This is a genomic window from Burkholderia sp. Bp8963 (assembly GCF_003854275.1).
In the GTDB taxonomy this organism is placed as follows: domain Bacteria; phylum Pseudomonadota; class Gammaproteobacteria; order Burkholderiales; family Burkholderiaceae; genus Burkholderia.
This window is the reverse complement of record NZ_QTQP01000002.1, coordinates 71,980-89,038: the sequence shown is the minus strand read 5'-3', so window position 1 is coordinate 89,038 and position 17,059 is coordinate 71,980. Positions and strand designations below refer to the sequence as shown.

Sequence of the window (17,059 nt, the reverse complement as noted above, 5' to 3'; positions counted from 1 at the left end):
CCGCGCACGGGGCGCGGCCGGAAAGGTTTGCCAAATCCGGATTATCGCCGATTTCCCGCATTGCGCTTGCCGCCGTCTATGCGCATAATCGAAGCGCTTTTTTGCAGGGGCGCAGCAGGAGGGCGGCCGCACGCGGCGCGCCCGTTCCAGGGTCGCCGGCGCCGACGAGGTGGGGCGGCCGGTCCGGATCACGCGGCTCACATAGCAAAACGCCACCATGAATCAGCCAAAAATCAAAAGAGATCCTGAAGGCACCCGCCGCCGCATCCTGATGGCGGCGGCCGAAGAATTCGCGAGTGGCGGCCTGTTCGGCGCACGCGTCGACCAGATTGCGCGACGGGCGGAAACCAACGAGCGCATGCTCTATTACTACTTTGGCAGCAAGGAGCAGCTGTTCACCGCCGTGCTCGAACACGCGTTTTCCGCGCTGACCGAGGCGGAACGGGTGCTCGACCTCGATGGCGTCGCGCCCGTCGAAGCCGTCACGCGGCTCGCGCATTTCGTGTGGGACTACTACCGGGACCATCCCGAGTTGCTGCGGCTCATCAACAACGAGAACCTGCACGAGGCGCGCTACCTGCACAAGTCGACGCGGATTCGCGAGATGATGTCGCCGATCGTCGCGATGCTCGCGAACGTGCTCACGCGCGGCCAGAAGGCCGGGCTGTTCCGCAGCGACGTCGATCCGCTGCGGTTCTACGTGACGCTGTCGGGGCTCGGCTATTACATCGTGTCGAATCGCTTCACGCTCGCGGCGACGCTCGGGCGCGACTTCACGGTGCCGGAGGAGCGCGCGGAAATGGTCAGGATGAACACCGAGGTGCTGCTCGCCTATCTGCTGCGGCGCTGAAACGCGGGTTGGCGGCCGCCGGATGAAGAAACGCCGCCGTGCTTGCGCACGGCGGCGTTTGTCTTCCGGGCTTTGGCGGCGGGCGCGTCAGGCGGCCTTGCGGGTGCGGACCGGCTTCGCGCGCGTGCTGGCGCGTTTCGCGGCCGGGGCTTTCGCGGGGGCCGGTGCGTCGGACGCTTTCGCGCGCACGCGTTTTGCGGCCGTGGTAGCCGACGTCTTGGCCGGCTCGGACGGCTTGTCCTGCGCAGGCACGGCGGTGAGCGTGCCGGCGGCCGGGGCGTCCGCGTGCTCCTTCGCGTCGCCGCGCTTCGGTTCCGGCGCGTTCTCGCGGATGAAGTCGCGCAGCTGCGGATAGATGATCGTGCGCCAGCGGCGGCCCGAGAAGATCCCGTAGTGGCCGCACTTCTCGGCAGTCAGGCTGCGGCGCAGGTCCTGCGGGATGCCCGTGCACAGCTCGTGCGCGACGTGCGTCTGGCCGCTGCCGGAAATGTCGTCGAGTTCGCCCTCGATCGTCATCAGCGCGGTGTGCTTGATGTCCTGCGGGCGCACGAGTTCGCCGTCGATCTCCCACGTGCCTTCGGCAAGGCGGAACTCCTGGAACACGATGCGGATCGTCTCGAGGTAATACTCGGCGGCCATGTCGAGCACCGCGTTGTATTCGTCGTAGAAATTGCGGTGCGCTTCCGCGTCGTCTTCGTCGCCGCGCAGCAGGCTCTGGTAGAAGTCCCAATGCGATTGCGCGTGGCGCTCCGGATTCATCGCGACGAAGCCCGCATGCTGCAGGAAACCCGGGTACACGTGACGGCCTTCGCCCGGATAGTTCGCGGGCACCGTGTGGATCACGTTGTTCTCGAACCACGAAATCGAATGCTGGGTCGCGAGCGAGTTCACCGACGTCGGGCTGCAACGCGCGTCGATCGGGCCGCCCATCATCGTCATCGTGAGCGGCGTGTCCTCGCCGCGGCTCGCCATCAGCGAGATCGCCGCGAGCACGGGCACCGTCGGCTGGCACACCGAGATCACGTGCAGGTTGCGCGCGCCGATGCGACGGATGAATTCCTGGATGTACGCAACGTAGTCGTGCAGGTGGAACGGGCCGGTCTCGACCGGCACCATCCGCGCGTCGATCCAGTCGGTGATGTAGACCTTGTGATCCTGCAGCAGCGTGCGCACGGTGTCGCGCAACAGCGTCGAGTGGTGGCCCGACAGCGGCGCGCAGACGAGCACGACCGGTTCGTCCTTCAGCTGGGTGACGGCATCGGCGTCGTCCGAGTAGCGCTTGAAGCGCAGCAGCCGGCAGAACGGCTTTTCGACGATCGTCTGTTCGACGATCGGGATGTTGTGCCCGTCCTTGACGATCTGGTGGAGGTTGAACTCGGGCTTCTCGTAGTCCTTGCCGAGCCGGTACAGCAGTTCGTACGCGGCGGCCATCCGGGGCGCGCCGGGAACCAGCGAGAACGGGCTGGACGGGTTCGCGAACGACTTCGACGCGGCCTGGGCCCAGGCCGTGAGCGGGCTCAGCATTGCCCGCTGGAATTCATGCAGTTGGTAAAGCATGCAGACTACTCCCGCTGGGGGTTGGTGCGCGAGGGCGGCGTGGGGGCGTCGCGGCGTGCCGTGTGGGTCAGCGACCGGTCATGTTGCAGTGCGACCGGCCAATCGCGTCGATCATATCGGACAACGACGCATGTTGCAATGCAACATTTCCCGGAATTTTCATGAAATTTTTACGATTTGACGTTCTCTGAATAAGCCTCCGCCGCCTGTGTTCATCGCCCGGTGGCCACGGCCGGCACGGGCTGGCCGACCGCGCGCGCCATCGCTTCCTCATGGTGCATCAGGTTCATCGCGGTGTGCACGAGCGCGACGTGCGAGAACGCCTGCGGGAAGTTGCCGACGAGGCGACCCTCGACCGGGTCGTACTCCTCGGCGAGCAGCCCGAGATCGTTCGACAGCGACAGCAGCCGGCAGAACAGCCGGTGCGCCTCGTCGATGCGGCCGAGCAGCGCGTAGCTGTCGACGAGCCAGAAGCTGCATGCGAGAAACGTGCCTTCGCCGGGCGGCAGGCCGTCGTCGTATTCGCTGGTGCGGTAGCGCAGCACGAGGCCGTCGTGCAGCAATTCGCGCTCGATCGCGGAGACCGTGCCCGCCACGCGCGGGTCTTCCGGCGGCAGGAAGCCGAGCAGCGGCAGCAGCAGCACGCTTGCGTCGAGTTCGTCGCTGCCGTAGCTCTGCGTGAACGCCTGCTTGCCTTCGTGCCAGGCATTCGCGCAGACATCCGCGTGGATCTCGTTGCGCAGCGCGCGCCAGCGGTCGAGCGCGCCGGGCAGCCGGAACATTTCCGCGGACTTGATCGCGCGGTCGAACGCGACCCACGCCATCACCTTCGAGAACGTGAAGTGGCGGCGGCCGCCGCGCGTCTCCCAGATCCCTTCGTCGGGCTCCCGCCAGATCTTCTCGAGATGGTCGAGCAGCGTGCACTGCACCGACCACACCGTGTCGTCGGCCTGCAGGCCGCCCACGCGCGCGAGATGCAGTGCCGCCATCACTTCGCCGAACACGTCGAGCTGAAGCTGGTTCGCGGCGCCGTTGCCGACCCGCACGGGTTTCGAATCCTGGTATCCGGGCAGCCAGTCGAGCTCCATTTCCGGCAGCCGGCGCTCGCCCGCAATGCCGTACATGATCTGGATCTGCTCGGGCGAGCCGGCCATCACGCGGCCGAGCCACGCGCGCCAGGCGCGCGCCTCGTCGTAGTAGCCGCCGCGCATCAGCGCGAGCAGCGTGATCGTCGCGTCGCGCAGCCAGCAGAAGCGGTAGTCCCAGTTGCGGTTGCCGCCGATCTTCTCGGGCAGCGACGTGGTCGGCGCGGCGACGATGCCGCCCGTCGGCTCGTATGCGAGCGCCTTCAGCGTGATCAGCGAGCGGCGCACCGCGGCCGCGTAGCGGCCCTGCACCTGGCAGCGCCCCGACCATTCGAGCCAGTAGTTCTCGGTGCGCGCGAGCATCGACAGCGGATCGCGCGCCGGCGGCAGCCGCATGTGCGACTGCGCGTAGCCGAGCGAAAACGGCACGCGTTCGTCGGCGTTCACCGTGAATTCGGCGAGCGTGTGCAGGTTCTTGCCGGTGAGCGGCACGCTCGTGCGCAGCACGACGGTGTCGGGCCCCGCGATCGCCTTCATGCCGTCCTCACGCGACAGCTGCGTGACCCACGGAATCGAGAAACCGTAGTCGAAGCGCAACACCAGCTCCATACGCATCTTCATCGTGCCGTGCCGGCCGACGACGATCCGCACGAGTTCGGACCAGCCGTTGCCGGGCGGCATGAAGTCGACCACCGTGACGGCGCCATCGGCGCTCTCGTAATCGGTTTCGAGTATCAGCGTGTCGCCGCGATAGCGGCGCGTCGTGTGCGTGATCGCGGCGTCGGCGGCCGGCGCGAGCAGCCAGCGGCCGTGCTCGGGCGTGCCGACGAGCGCCGCGAAGCAGGCGCCCGAATCGAAGCGGGGCCAGCACAGCCAGTCGACGGAGCCGTCTTTCGCGATCAGCGCGGCCGTATGGCCGTCGCCGACGAGGGCGTAGTCTTCGATCAGGGCGGGCATGGGCGGCAATCCTGGTTGCGAGTTCACATGGCGGACGGCGCCGCCGCGGGCTTCACGCCCGGGCGCGGCGGCCCGTATACTCGGCCGGGCGGCGGAACGCTCACGGCCGGCGTTTCGCCACATCTCAACACTTGAAGCGGCTCGATGCAAGGAGGATTCAATGCCCAAACGCTTACGCGCACATGACGCGCGTGCTTCGACTCGAGGGTTTCCGCTTAGGCTCGCTCACTGGATGAAAGGTTTCGCGATCGTGCTCTCCTTGTCCGCGACGCATGCATTTGCGCAACAGTCCGCGCAGGCTCCGGCCGACGGCGTCTACAACCTGCTCGTCGGCACCTATACCGACGGCGGCAGCGACGGAATCTACGTGTACCGCTTCGATTCGAAGACGGGCAGCGTCGCGCCCTTGTCGTCGGCGAAGACCGTCAATCCGTCATACCTGTTGCCGAGCCGCGACGGCCGCACCGTATATGCGGTCAACGAGTTGCCCGGCGACAACGGTCCGGCCGACCAGCGCGGCGGCATCAGCGCGTTCCGCTTCGACGCGAAGACGGGAGCGCTGACGTTCCTCGACCGCGTGTCGTCCGAAGGGAACGATCCGTGCTATCTGAGCCTGTCGCCGGACGGCAAGTACCTCGTGACCGCGAACTACTCGGTCGCGTCGAATCCGGGCGGCAGCTTCGCGGTGTTTCCGCTGCGCGACAGCGGCGAAGTCGGCAAGGCCGTGCTCAGCGTGCACCACGAAGGCACGGGGCCCGTGAAGGGGCGCCAGGACGGCGCGCACGTGCATTCGACGGTGTTCTCGCCGGACGGCCGCTACCTGTTCGTGCAGGATCTCGGCGCGGACAAGATCTTCGGCTATCGCTACACGGTCGACGGCAGCCGCGGCCTGATCGGCCCGACCGACGCGCGCTACACGCCCGTGAAGGCCGGTTCGGGCCCGCGTCACATGGTGTTCGGCGCGAACGGCCGCCATGCGTACGTGACGAGCGAGCTGAATGCGTCGGTCGAAGTGTTCGGCTATCACGACGGCAAGCTGACGCCGGTCGAGACGGTGCCGATGGCCGCGCCGGGCTTCAAGGGCAAGGTCGGCGGCGCGGCGATCCACCTGTCGCCGGACGGCCGCTTCCTCTATGCGAGCAATCGCGGCGATGCGAACGAAATCGTGATCTACGCGGTGAACCAGGCGGACGGCCGCCTGAAGACCGTCGGCCGGCAGTCGAGCCTCGGCAGGACGCCGCGCGAGTTCCTGATCGATCCGACCGGCAAGTGGCTGATCGTCGGCAACCAGGACAGCGATACGTTCTACGTGTTCAGGCGCGACGTCGAGACCGGCAAGCTCGACGCGAACCCGCAGAAGGTCGCGGTCGGCAAGCCGGTCGACTTCAAGCTGGTTCCTGCGCTGTAAGGGGCTGCTGAAAGAGGCTCGCTAAAAGGGGCCTGCTGCAAGAGCCCGCTGATGGAGACGATTGACGCTGTCGATGAACGAAGGGCGCTGCAGAAGCAGCGCCCTTCGTGTTTGTGCCGGATAGCGGCGTCGGCCGCGCCGTCAGTCCGCGGCGGGCGGCACCAGCACCTCGCGGCTGCCGTTGATGCCCATTGGCGATACGAGCCCGGCCGCTTCCATCTGCTCGACGAGACGGGCCGCGCGGTTGTAGCCGATGCGCAGCTGGCGCTGTACCGACGAGATCGACGCGCGTCGCGTGCGCACGACGAATGCGACCGCTTCGTCGTACAGCGGATCGGCCTCGGCGTCGGGCGTGTCGCCGAACAGGTCCTGCGCCGCACCTTCCGATGCCGGGCCGTCGAGAATCCCTTCCTCGTACTGCGGTTCGCCGAACTGCTTCAGGTATTCGACGATCCGGTGCACTTCCTCGTCGGCGACGAACGCGCCGTGCACGCGCTGCGGATAGCCGGTGCCCGGTGGCAGGAACAGCATGTCGCCCTGGCCGAGCAGCGACTCGGCGCCCATCTGGTCGAGGATCGTGCGCGAGTCGATCTTCGACGACACCTGGAACGCGACCCGCGTCGGGATGTTGGCCTTGATGAGGCCCGTGATCACGTCGACCGACGGACGCTGCGTCGCGAGGATCAGGTGGATGCCGGCCGCGCGCGCCTTCTGCGCGAGACGGGCGATCAGCTCCTCGATCTTCTTGCCGGCGACCATCATCAGGTCGGCGAGCTCGTCGATCACGACGACGATCAGCGGCAGCGTCGACAGCGGCTCGGGGTCCTCGGGCGTCAGCGAGAACGGGTTGCCGATCTTCTTTTCCTTCGCCTCGGCGTCGCGGATCTTCTGGTTGAAGCCCGCGAGGTTACGCACGCCGACGGCCGACATCAGCCGGTAGCGCTTTTCCATTTCGCCGACGCACCAGTTGAGTGCGTTCGCGGCGAGCTTCATGTCGGTGACGACCGGCGCGAGCAGGTGCGGGATCCCTTCATAGACCGACAGCTCGAGCATCTTCGGGTCGATCATGATGAGGCGCACGTCCTCGGGCGCCGCCTTGTACAGCAGCGACAGGATCATCGCGTTGATCGCAACCGACTTGCCCGAGCCGGTGGTACCGGCGACGAGCATGTGCGGCGCCTTCGCGAGATCGGTGACGACCGGGTTGCCCGTGATGTCCTTGCCCATCGCGAGCGTGAGCTGCGACGCCGAGTGCTGGTACTGACGCGACGCGAGGATTTCGGACAGCCGGATCATCTGGCGCTTCGCGTTCGGCAGTTCGAGGCCCATGCAGGTCTTGCCGGGAATCGTCTCGACGACGCGGATCGACGTGAGGCCGAGGCCGCGCGACAGATCCTTCATCAGGCCGACGATCTGGCTGCCGCGTACGCCGAGCGCGGGCTCGATCTCGAAGCGCGTGATCACCGGGCCGGCGGACGCGCCGACGACCGTCACCGGCACCTTGAATTCCTGCAGGCGCTGCTCGATCACCAGGCCAGTCTGCGCGAGATGCTCTTCGCTGATCGTCTCGACGTCGTCGGACGCCGGTTCGAGCAGGTCGACCGACGGCAGCTCGATACTGAACGACGCGGGCGCGTGGAACTCGAACGCGTTCGGCCGCGGCGGGCGCGGCGGAGCGTCTGTTGCGGCGGGCGTGGCCGGGGCGGGCATCGCCTGGGCGGTGACGTCGGGCAACGCGGCGGTCGATGCCGTGGGGATTGCCGGAACGGGGATCGCAGGCGCCGGTGCGGCCGGTGCCGTTACGTCATGGATGGCAGTCGCGGGGAGCGTCGGTGCGATCGGGGTAGCGGTGAGCGCTTCCGATGCGATCGGGGCGACCGCGCCGGGCATCGCGACAGGCTGCGTAGCGGGCGCGACTTGCAGGATGGCGGTTGCGCCCGGAGTGGCGGGGATCGTTGCACCGAGGGCCGCGGTGGCCGGTGCTGCGGGAATTGCAGCGATAGTGGTGGCGGCAGTCGGGGCGGCAGGTAGCGCTGCGTCACGAACTGCGGTAGTCGGTGTCGCGGAAGCGATGGGCGTGGCGGTTGCGGCGGTCGGCGCGGCGAGCGTGGTCGAACTGGCAGCCGGTGTCGCCGGAACTGCGTTCGCGGCGGTTGTTGCGGTCAACGCACCAGGTGTGGTCAGCCAGGAAGCTGCGGTAGTCGGCGTCACAGGTTTCGCCGCGTCGAAGCTTGCAGCAGGCGTCGACGTGGCAGTTGCGTCGTCAGTCGTGCCGTCCCCCGCGTCAGGCAGCGCGCGACCATTGCTCGACGACGGCACGGCAGGCGGCTGCGCGGGCGTCACGAACGGCATGGCGTTGGCCGATGCCACTGCGGGTGAGGGCGCGGCGACCGTTGCTGGAGCAGGCATCTGCGTGGCGCCGGTGACGGGCGTCGGTGCGCTCGCGGCGATGGTGCGGGGAGATTGCGCCAGCGTGCCCACGGTTGGAGCGAACGGAGCCGTACTCGAGATTGCGGATGTGACGTCGCCGCGCGTCGGCGTCGCGGTCGCGGTCGCGACGGTCGATGATGCTGCGGCCGCGGGCGTTTGCGTGATCTGCGGCGCCGGCGTCAAAGTGGACGCAGCATGGGTCGCACTTGCAGGCGCTGGTTGCGGCGCGGCAGGAGTCGAAGGCGTCGAAGCAGCAACGGTGGCTGGTGCAACCGCCGCCGTGCTCAAGGCCGTTGCACCGGATGCGGCCGTCGCGACGCTCGGGATTGCGAGCGACGGTGCGTCGACCGCTGCCTTTTCCGGGTTGCCGCCAGTCGCCACCGGGGAAGCGGGCCGCGCTTCGACCGGATTCGACGTGACGGTGCGCTGATCATCAGATTCGGCGGCCAATACCGAATTGCCAGCATCGGCTGCCGTCACAAACCGCGGTGCATCTGTGTGATGCGTTGAAGGAGTGCTTTCGGAAGCGGTCGGCGCACGATCGGCCCGGACCGAATCGTCCGCCGCTGGCATGACGGGTTTGCTCGGTGACACGCCAAACGCGGACGCATCAATTTCCGTGGCTGGCACGGCCGCAGTTCCGGCACGCGGAACGTCCGGCGCCATGTTGGCAGCCGTGGCATCGATGGCGGCAGTCGGAATATCCGCGATGTCTTCCCAAGGGGCGAGATCCACTGGTGTTTCGACGCGCGGCGCGAGCGGCGAGTCGAGCGCTACCCCCGCAGCATGCGCATTGGCATCCGGTCCGTGTTCGACGGCGGGTAGGGGCGTCACGCCTGCATCGTGCGCAACGGCGACGTGCGTATCGTCGAAAGCCGCGACCGAGCTCACTGCGTCGGTCGGCGCCGCCGCGCGCGCGCCTTCGACAGCTGTCGCACCGCCGAGCGCCGTCCATTGCGCGGTGCTGGCTTCGATCGAGCGCAACGTATCGTGAACGCTCGGCGCCGGCGTGATCGGGGCTGCGGGCGTTTCCGCCCATGCATAGAGCGGTGCGCGCGCGGGCGCGGCGGCCGGCCGGCGCCGCGGTTGTGCGGGCGGCAACGGGGGTGTCGCCGTTCCGGCGACCGGACGTGTCAGGGGCCGCGCCGGGGCCGGGCTGGGCGAGCGGGGCGTGACGGTCGCACGCGGCGCCGCCGGCTGCTTGTGCGCGGCCATCGCCGGACGCGCCGGTGCCGCCGGCTGCGGCTGCGCGCGAGCCGGTTCGAAAACGACCGGGGCCGGATCGGGGCGCGGCGGCGCCATGCTTGCCGCGGCGCGCGCCGCACCGGCTGCGGCGTTGGCGGCAGCCACGGCGCTCGTGCTGCCGGCCGTGGGCACGGGCCGGTTCGCGGCGTTCGGTTTCAGCCAGCCGGCGGGCGCGACCGGTTCGGCGAGCGGCCGCTGCGCGGCCTGGCCGCGCACGTTCGCACGCGCCTGCGGATCGGGTTTCCACAGCGTCGGGCGCGCAAACCGGCCGTTCTGGCGGGGCGCCATCGAATTGACGGTGTGTGCGGTGGTCGGCTGGACATCGCCCGCGCGGCGCACGCGGCGCTCGTCGTCGCGATGCAGCGCATTGCGCGGCAGGTCCGCGACGCTGCGCGCATCGTCGTCGTCGCCGCGCGAGATCCTGAGCCCGAGCGACGTATCGAGCCACGCGGCGATGCGCTGCCAGCCGACGCCGGTCAGCCACGGCAGGCCCGCGAAGAACAGCACGACCATCGCGAGCGGCGTGCCGATATGGCCGAGCACGCGTTCGAAGCCGGCCGCGAACGCGTGGCCGAGCAGGTTCGTGTCGGGGCCGGACAGCGCGCTCGTCAGCGTGGAGCTCGCGACGAACACGCTCGCGAAGCCGAGCCATAGCCGGATCGAGCCACGGCCGGCATGCGCGCCGCTGCCGGGCAGCAACGCTTGCGCGAGGCGCCAGATGAGAAGGGTGAACCAGACGGCGGAAACGCCGAACCAGCCGAGAACGACCGTGTGCATGCTTTGAAACAGGAATGGGACGGGGAGCGCGACGCGCGACCCGCCGAGTTTAACCGGCCGACCAAGAAGACTCTAAGGCAGCGTGCTGCAGGACAGGCTCGCCCGTTGCAACGTGCGGCGGGACGCGGTCAGCTTGCCGTCGTCCCGCGCGAACCCGGTGTTACGGGCCGCGGCGCGTGAAGATCAGCGTCGCGCCGTCGGCGGTGACGATCTGCAACTGCTGCGGCGCGCGCATCTGCACGCCTGCCTTCGTGACGTGCGCGAGCGCGTCGAGATAGGCGTGCTCGAGCTGGCCGCCGAGCGTGCCGTTGCAGGCCATCCGCGTGCCCGCGAGCGGACCGAAGCTCAGTACGCCGTTCTTGACGTCGTAGGTGCCCATGTAGCGGTTGCAGCCGGAGAACCCGGACGCGCGGCGCACGCCCGATTCGGTCGACAGCGCGAGCTTGATCGGTTCGCCGTTGTCGCCGTGCGGGACCGTGCGCGGCGTGCCGTCGGCGTTCTGCCAGCTCGTGAGTTCCCAGCTCGTGTCATCGAGCAGCTGGACGGCGGCGGGGTTGTACGGATCGGGCGCGGGGGCGGCGGCGTCGGGATGCGTCGGCATCGAGCAGGCGGCGAGAAGCGTGGCAAGCGTCAATACGCCGAGCGGCGCGCGCAGCGAGCGAAACAGACGGGTGCGCGTGCGTGCGGCTGCGGTCGGGTGGGGCATGAGCCTCGTTCCTCTTCATGTTCTGAACAAGGCGTAAGAGTAACGCACTCGCCTCGCGTCAGGCGAGGCGACCATCCGCGCGCGAATTCGTTCGCGGCCGGCCCGCGCGACGCAAGAGCGCGATACGAGCGGGGTACGAGCGCAGTACGAGCACGGTACGAATTCGGTTCGAGTTCAGTACAAAGCGGGCCCGTCCGGCGCCGGTGCGCGTGTTAACATCGCAGTCGTTTTCGACCTCCAACCTGAAGCGGGAAATCATCACATGCAGATCGGTCAGCGGCTCGGTACGCCGCTTTCGCCTTCGGCCACGCGCGTCATGCTGCTCGGCGCCGGCGAACTCGGCAAGGAAGTCATCATCGCGTTGCAGCGGCTCGGCGTCGAGGTGATCGCGGTCGACCGCTATCCGGACGCACCCGGCCACCAGGTCGCGCATCGCGCACACGTGATCGACATGACCGACGCCGCCGCGCTGCGCGCGCTCGTCGAGACCGAGCGTCCGCACCTGATCGTCCCCGAGATCGAGGCGATCGCGACCGATGCGCTCGCGGCAATCGAGGCGGCGGGCATCGCAGAGGTGATCCCGACCGCACGCGCGACCCAGCTCACGATGAACCGCGAGGGCATCCGCCGGCTCGCCGCCGAGGAACTCGGCCTGCCGACGTCGCCTTACGCGTTCGCCGAATCGTTCGACGCGTTCCGCGCGGCCGTCGCGAAGATCGGCATGCCGTGCGTCGTGAAGCCGGTGATGTCGTCGTCGGGCAAGGGGCAGTCGGTCGTGCGCGGCGACGCCGACATCGAGCCCGCGTGGCAGTACGCGCTGGCGGGCGGGCGCGTGAATCACGGCCGCGTGATCGTCGAAGGCTTCGTCGATTTCGACTACGAGATCACGCAGCTCACGGTGCGTGCGATCGATCCGGCCAGCGGCGAGACGCAAACCTATTTTTGCGAACCGGTCGGCCACGTGCAGGTCGCGGGCGACTACGTCGAATCATGGCAGCCGCAGCCGATGTCCGCGGCAGCGCTCGCACGCTCGCGCGAGATCGCGCACAAGGTGACCGAGGCGCTCGGCGGGCGCGGGATGTTCGGCGTCGAGCTGTTCGTGCGCGGCGACGAGGTCTGGTTCTCCGAAGTGAGCCCGCGGCCGCACGACACGGGCCTCGTCACGCTCGCGTCGCAGCGCCAGTCGGAGTTCGAGCTCCATGCGCGCGCGATTCTCGGGCTGCCGGTCGACCCGACGCTCGGCGCGCCCGCCGCGTCGGCGGTGATCTACGGCGGGCTCGACGAGCGCGGCATCGCGTTCGAGGGCGTGCGCGACGCGCTTGCCGTGCCGGGCGCCGACCTGCGCCTGTTCGGCAAGCCGGAGAGCTTCGCGAAGCGGCGCATGGGCGTCGCGCTCGCGACCGGTGCCGATATCGACGAAGCCCGCGAACGCGCGAAGCGCGCCGCCGCGGCCGTCAAGCCCGTCTCGGCACGCTGACGACAGGAGGCGCGCGATGTCTGCAACTTCGTTTCTGCGGCGTGTCGCGCGCTTCGGCGTCGTGCTCGCACTTGGCGCCGGCCTCGCGGGCTGCGGCCTTGCCGCCGCACCGTGCCGGGTCGCGTCGGCCGGGCTCAAGATCGTGCCGCTCGTCGGCCACGTCGCCGCCGCGCCGACCGATGCCTGCGCGGACGTCATCGATCCCTGATAACGATAACCGGCGCGCCCGGACGGACGGGCGCGCTTTCACACCACGTCTCGCGAGAGAACCTGCATGATTCGTCAAACCCTCGCCACGCTTGCGCTGGCCGGCCTGTCCGTGTCGATCGCGCATGCCGCGCAACTGACCGTCGAGGAAATCGACGCGGACGCGCGCCAGACGGCCGTTTACCAGTGTGCGAACCAGACGCAGCCGGTGCGCGTGTCGTACTGGCTCGCGGGCAACGGCCAGAGCTTCGCGCTCGTGCCGGTCAACGGCCAGCGCCTGCTGTTCGTCGATACCGTGTCGGCGTCCGGCGTGCGCTACCAGGCTGGCCGCTATACGTGGTGGACGAAGGGCAGGGAAGCGACGCTGCGCGACGAAATCGCCGACGAGAAGGCGCCGCCGCTGCTGTCCGGCTGCGTGCAGGTCGAGAAGAAAAAGAAGAAGGGCTGAGCGCCGGCTGGCGGTCCAGAATCCGCCGGCCGGCCGGCCGGCCACGCCGGCGCGTGGCGTCGCGCGGGCGGCCGTGGATCCGCAGCCGGCAACATTGGTCGGCGAACATTCGCCGGCAGCATTCGCCGGTAACATTGGCCGGCAACGTCCGCGGGCACCGGCCGGCGCCACCACAGCGACGTGCCGATTGGCTGTCACAGACAGTTTGCTGCGCAGTGCTACAATACGGCCCTTTCCGCCGGCATTCGCGCCGAACGGAGTCCGCACGGCCTGGAGCCCGGCGTTCGCATGAACCGGCCCCAAGCGCCAGAGCGGCGCCGCGCGGCGCGCCGCGGCTCCGTCTACTTCCGAAATGAGATTTGCGCAGCGGCCCGCCGGGCCGAGCTGACGCGTGATGTCCCCGCCGCGCCTTTTGAGCGAAACGCCACCATGTCCGATTCTGTCGCCAAGCCAGTCGACGCAACCTTCGATCAATTCGGCCTTGCCGCCGACATCCTGAAAGCCATTGCGGAGCAGGGCTATACGACGCCGACGCCGATCCAGGCGCAGGCGATTCCGGTCGTGCTCGCCGGCCGCGACGTCATGGGCGCCGCGCAAACGGGCACCGGCAAGACCGCGAGCTTCTCGCTGCCGATCATCCAGCGCCTGCTGCCGCAGGCCAACACGAGCGCATCGCCCGCGCGCCACCCGGTGCGCGCGCTGATCCTCACGCCGACCCGCGAGCTCGCCGACCAGGTCGCCGCGAACGTGCACGCTTACGCGAAGCACACGCCGCTGCGCAGCGCGGTCGTGTTCGGCGGCGTCGACATGAACCCGCAGATGGCCGAGCTGCGCCGCGGCGTCGAGATCCTGATCGCGACGCCGGGCCGTCTGCTCGACCACGTGCAGCAGAAGACCGCGAACCTCGGGCAGGTGCAGATTCTCGTGCTCGACGAGGCCGACCGGATGCTCGACATGGGCTTCCTGCCGGATCTGCAGCGGATCCTGAACCTGCTGCCGAAGGAGCGCCAGACGCTGCTGTTCTCGGCGACTTTCTCGCCCGAAATCAAGAAGCTCGCGTCGACCTACCTGCGCAACCCGCAGACGATCGAGGTCGCGCGCAGCAACTCGACGAACGCGAACGTCACGCAGATCGTCTACGACGTCGCCGAGGGCGACAAGCAGGCGGCCGTCGTGCAACTGTTGCGCGATCGCGGGCTCAAGCAGGTGATCGTGTTCTGCAACAGCAAGATCGGCGCGAGCCGGCTCGCGCGCAACCTCGAGCGCGACGGCGTGGTCGCGTCGGCGATCCACGGCGACAAGACGCAGATCGAGCGGATGCAGGCGCTCGACGCGTTCAAGCGCGGCGAGATCGAAGCGCTCGTCGCGACCGACGTGGCCGCGCGCGGCCTCGACATCGCCGAGCTGCCGGCCGTGATCAACTTCGACCTGCCGTTCAACGCGGAAGACTACGTGCACCGGATCGGCCGCACGGGCCGCGCGGGCGCGACGGGCGATGCGCTGTCGCTGTGCAGCCCGAACGAGCGCAAGCAGCTTGCCGACATCGAGAAGCTGATCAAGCGTCCGCTCGACGTGCAGACGCTGTCGATCGACAAGCCGGCGCGGCACCGTCACGACGAGCGCGGCGGTGAGCGTGGCGAGCGGGGTGGCCGCCGCGAGCGTGACGAGCATCGTGGCGCATCGGGCCGCCGGACGTCCGGCGCCGAGCGCGGTCATCATCGTCGCCACGAGGCGCCGATCGACGATTTCTTCCTGAAGCCGTATGAGCCGTCGGCGCAGGCGAAGCAGGCTGAAGAGCCGAAGCACGTTCAGCCGGAGAAGAAGGGACCGAAGCGCCAGGTGGCCGCGCTGCTCGGCGGGTTCGGGATGCCGCGCAAGCCGTCGGCATAAGCGAAACAGGCAGTCGGCCGCGATCCGAAGGTCGGACAAGACGGGCGCATGCGAGCAGCATGCGCCCGTTTTTCATTTGCAGGGTCCGATGTGGGGCAATATGGTGGCGCGAGGCCGGCGCCGAGTCGCTGAGAATCGGTGCCGGATCGATTCCGGCGAGCGGGCGAAGCCCGCGCTTGCGCGCGGACGACGGTGGCGTGCTAGTGCGCCGGCCCGAAGCGCCGCGCCCATGCGGCCGTTGCCGCCGCGTAGAACGCGTCGAGCGTCGCGCCCGGCAGCTCGCCGTGGTCCGGCGCCAGGCCGAGATGGGCGGCCGCGGCTTGCAGCGCGGGCAGCGGATCGTCACGTTCGAGTGCGATCGCGCCGGTCTGCTTGCTGAGCTTCTCGCCGTTCGCGTCGACGACGACAGGCACGTGCAGATACGACGGCGTCGGTACGCCGAGGCAGCGTTGCAGATAGATCTGGCGCGCGGTGGAGTCGAGCAGGTCGGCGCCGCGGACGACGTGCGTGACGCCGGCATCGGCATCGTCGACGACGACCGCGAGCTGGTAGGCCCACAGGCCGTCGGCGCGCTTCAGCACGAAGTCGCCGACTTCGGTCGCGAGGTTCTGCGATTGCGTGTGCTGCCAGCGGTCGTCGAACGTGACGATCGCGGCATCGCCGTCCGGCACCCGCAGCCGCCATGCGCGCGCGGGCTTGCCGTGCAGGCCCGACCGGCAGGTGCCCGGATACGCGAGTGTCGTGTGGCGCTCGTGCGCGGCACGCAGCGAATCGGCGATTTCCTTGCGCGTGCAGCCGCACGGATAGACGAGCCCCGTCGCGTCGAGGCGTTCGAGCGCGGCCGAATAGGCGGCTGCACGCGTGCTCTGCCACACGGGCGGCTCGTCCGGCGTCATGCCGAAGTGCACGAGCGTCGCGAGGATGTCGTCGGCGGCGCCGGGCACCGTGCGCGGCCCGTCGATGTCCTCGATGCGCACGAGCCAGGCGCCGCCGTGCGCGCGCGCGTCGAGCCAGCTCGCGAGCGCGCCGACGAGCGAACCGAAATGCAGCGGGCCAGTTGGCGACGGCGCGAAGCGGCCGCGATAGCCGTTCATCGGAGTCTGCGGCGCTTGCTTATGCGGCGTCGCCAGCGTTCGCGCAGGCCGGGCAGGACTCGCCCGGCACGAAGCTCGGCGATTGCTGCGCTTCGGGCGTCACGACCGCGCGGCACGCGAAGCAGGTGACGTTCTCGGTGGGCTCGAGCTGCGGGTTCAGCGCGGTGCGATAGTCGAACACGAAGCAGTCGCCGTGATAATGCGCGCCGCCGACTTCCTCGAAGTACTTGAGGATCCCGCCTTCGAGCTGGTACACGTTGTCGATGCCGATCTCCTTCATGTGGATCGCGGCCTTTTCGCAGCGGATCCCGCCCGTGCAGAACGACACGACCGTCTTGCCTTCGAGGTCCGCGCGATTCGCGTCGATGACTTCCGGGAATTCGCTGAACTTGCCGATCCGGTAGTCGAGTGCGTTGTCGAACGTGCCGACGTCGACCTCGAACGCGTTGCGCGTGTCGAGCATCACGACCGGACGGCCCGCGTCGTCGTGGCCGCGGTCGAGCCAGGCCTTCAGCGTGCGCGCGTCGACGAACGGCGCGCGGCCGAGTTCCGGCTTGATCGCGGGCTTCTTCATCGTGATGATCTCGCGCTTCAGGCGCACGAGCATGCGGCGGAACGGCTGCGAATCGGACAGGCTCTCTTTGAACTGCAGCGTCGCGAACTTGCCTTCGAACAGCGGATCGTGGCGGATGTAGTCGATGAACGCGTCGGCCGCGTCGCGCGTGCCGGCGATGAACAGGTTGATGCCTTCCGGCGCGAGCAGGATCGTGCCGCGCAGGCCGAGTTCGTTGCAGCGGGCGGTGACGAGCGGGCGCCATTGTTCGTTTGCGTCGAGCGACACGAAGTGGTAGGCGGCGAGATTGACGATACTCATGATGATCGGACGAGAAAACGGCCGCGCCCGTGCGGCTGTCGCACGGAGGCTCGC

General features: G+C 68.8%; 12 protein-coding genes. 6 read left to right on the top strand and 6 right to left on the bottom strand.

Annotated features, from left to right (window positions below; all coding sequences use genetic code 11):
• Window positions 1-217: 217 nt before the first annotated feature.
• Window positions 218-850: a TetR family transcriptional regulator gene (locus tag DID96_RS02275; RefSeq protein ID WP_124597646.1), complete on the top strand. Its 633-nt coding sequence runs from the start codon at window positions 218-220 to the stop codon at window positions 848-850.
• Window positions 851-937: 87 nt separating this feature from the next.
• Here DID96_RS02275 and DID96_RS02270 read toward each other — a convergent pair whose 3' ends face one another.
• Window positions 938-2,407: a polyhydroxyalkanoate depolymerase gene (locus DID96_RS02270; RefSeq protein WP_124597645.1), complete on the bottom strand. Its 1,470-nt coding sequence runs from the start codon at window positions 2,405-2,407 to the stop codon at window positions 938-940.
• Window positions 2,408-2,619: 212 nt separating this feature from the next.
• On the bottom strand, window positions 2,620-4,449 hold the full coding sequence (locus DID96_RS02260; protein ID WP_124597643.1) for a glycoside hydrolase family 15 protein: 1,830 nt from the start codon (window positions 4,447-4,449) through the stop codon (window positions 2,620-2,622).
• Between the two features lie 160 nt (window positions 4,450-4,609).
• Between DID96_RS02260 and DID96_RS02250 the strand changes: the two genes are divergently transcribed.
• The gene (locus DID96_RS02250) at window positions 4,610-5,857 is read left to right on the top strand and encodes a lactonase family protein (RefSeq protein ID WP_409333751.1); all 1,248 of its coding nucleotides are present in this window, start codon (window positions 4,610-4,612) and stop codon (window positions 5,855-5,857) included.
• Between the two features lie 141 nt (window positions 5,858-5,998).
• On the opposite strand, the gene DID96_RS02245 is transcribed toward DID96_RS02250, so the two are convergent.
• Entirely contained in the window at window positions 5,999-10,309 is a 4,311-nt protein-coding gene (locus DID96_RS02245; protein ID WP_124597641.1) for a DNA translocase FtsK, read from the bottom strand.
• A 160-nt stretch (window positions 10,310-10,469) separates the two neighbouring features.
• Window positions 10,470-11,015 carry an META domain-containing protein gene (locus DID96_RS02240; protein WP_124597640.1) on the bottom strand — a complete coding sequence of 182 codons (546 nt, stop codon included), beginning with the start codon at window positions 11,013-11,015 and terminating at the stop codon, window positions 10,470-10,472.
• Between the two features lie 262 nt (window positions 11,016-11,277).
• On the opposite strand from DID96_RS02240, the gene purT reads away from it, so the two are divergent.
• The 4 genes from purT to DID96_RS02215 all read left to right on the top strand — a co-directional run bounded on the left by purT (window position 11,278) and on the right by DID96_RS02215 (window position 15,037).
• Entirely contained in the window at window positions 11,278-12,492 is a 1,215-nt protein-coding gene (gene purT, locus DID96_RS02235) for a formate-dependent phosphoribosylglycinamide formyltransferase (RefSeq protein WP_124597639.1), read from the top strand.
• Between the two features lie 16 nt (window positions 12,493-12,508).
• A complete protein-coding gene (locus tag DID96_RS02230; protein WP_124597638.1) occupies window positions 12,509-12,700 on the top strand; it encodes a DUF6726 family protein in 192 nt (63 codons plus the stop codon).
• 66 nt (window positions 12,701-12,766) lie between these two features.
• Window positions 12,767-13,147 (top strand): MliC family protein, encoded by a 381-nt coding sequence (locus DID96_RS02225; protein ID WP_124597637.1) that lies wholly within the window; start codon window positions 12,767-12,769, stop codon window positions 13,145-13,147.
• 429 nt (window positions 13,148-13,576) lie between these two features.
• On the top strand, window positions 13,577-15,037 hold the full coding sequence (locus DID96_RS02215; RefSeq protein ID WP_260463783.1) for a DEAD/DEAH box helicase: 1,461 nt from the start codon (window positions 13,577-13,579) through the stop codon (window positions 15,035-15,037).
• Window positions 15,038-15,237: 200 nt separating this feature from the next.
• On the opposite strand, the gene gluQRS is transcribed toward DID96_RS02215, so the two are convergent.
• The gene (gene gluQRS / locus DID96_RS02210) at window positions 15,238-16,131 is read right to left on the bottom strand and encodes a tRNA glutamyl-Q(34) synthetase GluQRS (RefSeq protein ID WP_124597636.1); all 894 of its coding nucleotides are present in this window, start codon (window positions 16,129-16,131) and stop codon (window positions 15,238-15,240) included.
• A gap of 19 nt (window positions 16,132-16,150) precedes the next feature.
• Entirely contained in the window at window positions 16,151-17,005 is an 855-nt protein-coding gene (locus tag DID96_RS02205) for a sulfurtransferase (RefSeq protein WP_124597635.1), read from the bottom strand.
• Between the last annotated feature and the right edge of the window lie 54 nt (window positions 17,006-17,059).

Coding starts and splice junctions, on each gene's coding strand:
- DID96_RS02275 (WP_124597646.1), top strand. CDS start 218: ATGAATCAGCCAAAAATCAAAAGAGATCCTGAAGGCACCCGCCGCCGC.
- DID96_RS02270 (WP_124597645.1), bottom strand. CDS start 2,407: ATGCTTTACCAACTGCATGAATTCCAGCGGGCAATGCTGAGCCCGCTC.
- DID96_RS02260 (WP_124597643.1), bottom strand. CDS start 4,449: ATGCCCGCCCTGATCGAAGACTACGCCCTCGTCGGCGACGGCCATACG.
- DID96_RS02250 (WP_409333751.1), top strand. CDS start 4,610: ATGCCCAAACGCTTACGCGCACATGACGCGCGTGCTTCGACTCGAGGG.
- DID96_RS02245 (WP_124597641.1), bottom strand. CDS start 10,309: ATGCACACGGTCGTTCTCGGCTGGTTCGGCGTTTCCGCCGTCTGGTTC.
- DID96_RS02240 (WP_124597640.1), bottom strand. CDS start 11,015: ATGCCCCACCCGACCGCAGCCGCACGCACGCGCACCCGTCTGTTTCGC.
- purT (WP_124597639.1), top strand. CDS start 11,278: ATGCAGATCGGTCAGCGGCTCGGTACGCCGCTTTCGCCTTCGGCCACG.
- DID96_RS02230 (WP_124597638.1), top strand. CDS start 12,509: ATGTCTGCAACTTCGTTTCTGCGGCGTGTCGCGCGCTTCGGCGTCGTG.
- DID96_RS02225 (WP_124597637.1), top strand. CDS start 12,767: ATGATTCGTCAAACCCTCGCCACGCTTGCGCTGGCCGGCCTGTCCGTG.
- DID96_RS02215 (WP_260463783.1), top strand. CDS start 13,577: ATGTCCGATTCTGTCGCCAAGCCAGTCGACGCAACCTTCGATCAATTC.
- gluQRS (WP_124597636.1), bottom strand. CDS start 16,131: ATGAACGGCTATCGCGGCCGCTTCGCGCCGTCGCCAACTGGCCCGCTG.
- DID96_RS02205 (WP_124597635.1), bottom strand. CDS start 17,005: ATGAGTATCGTCAATCTCGCCGCCTACCACTTCGTGTCGCTCGACGCA.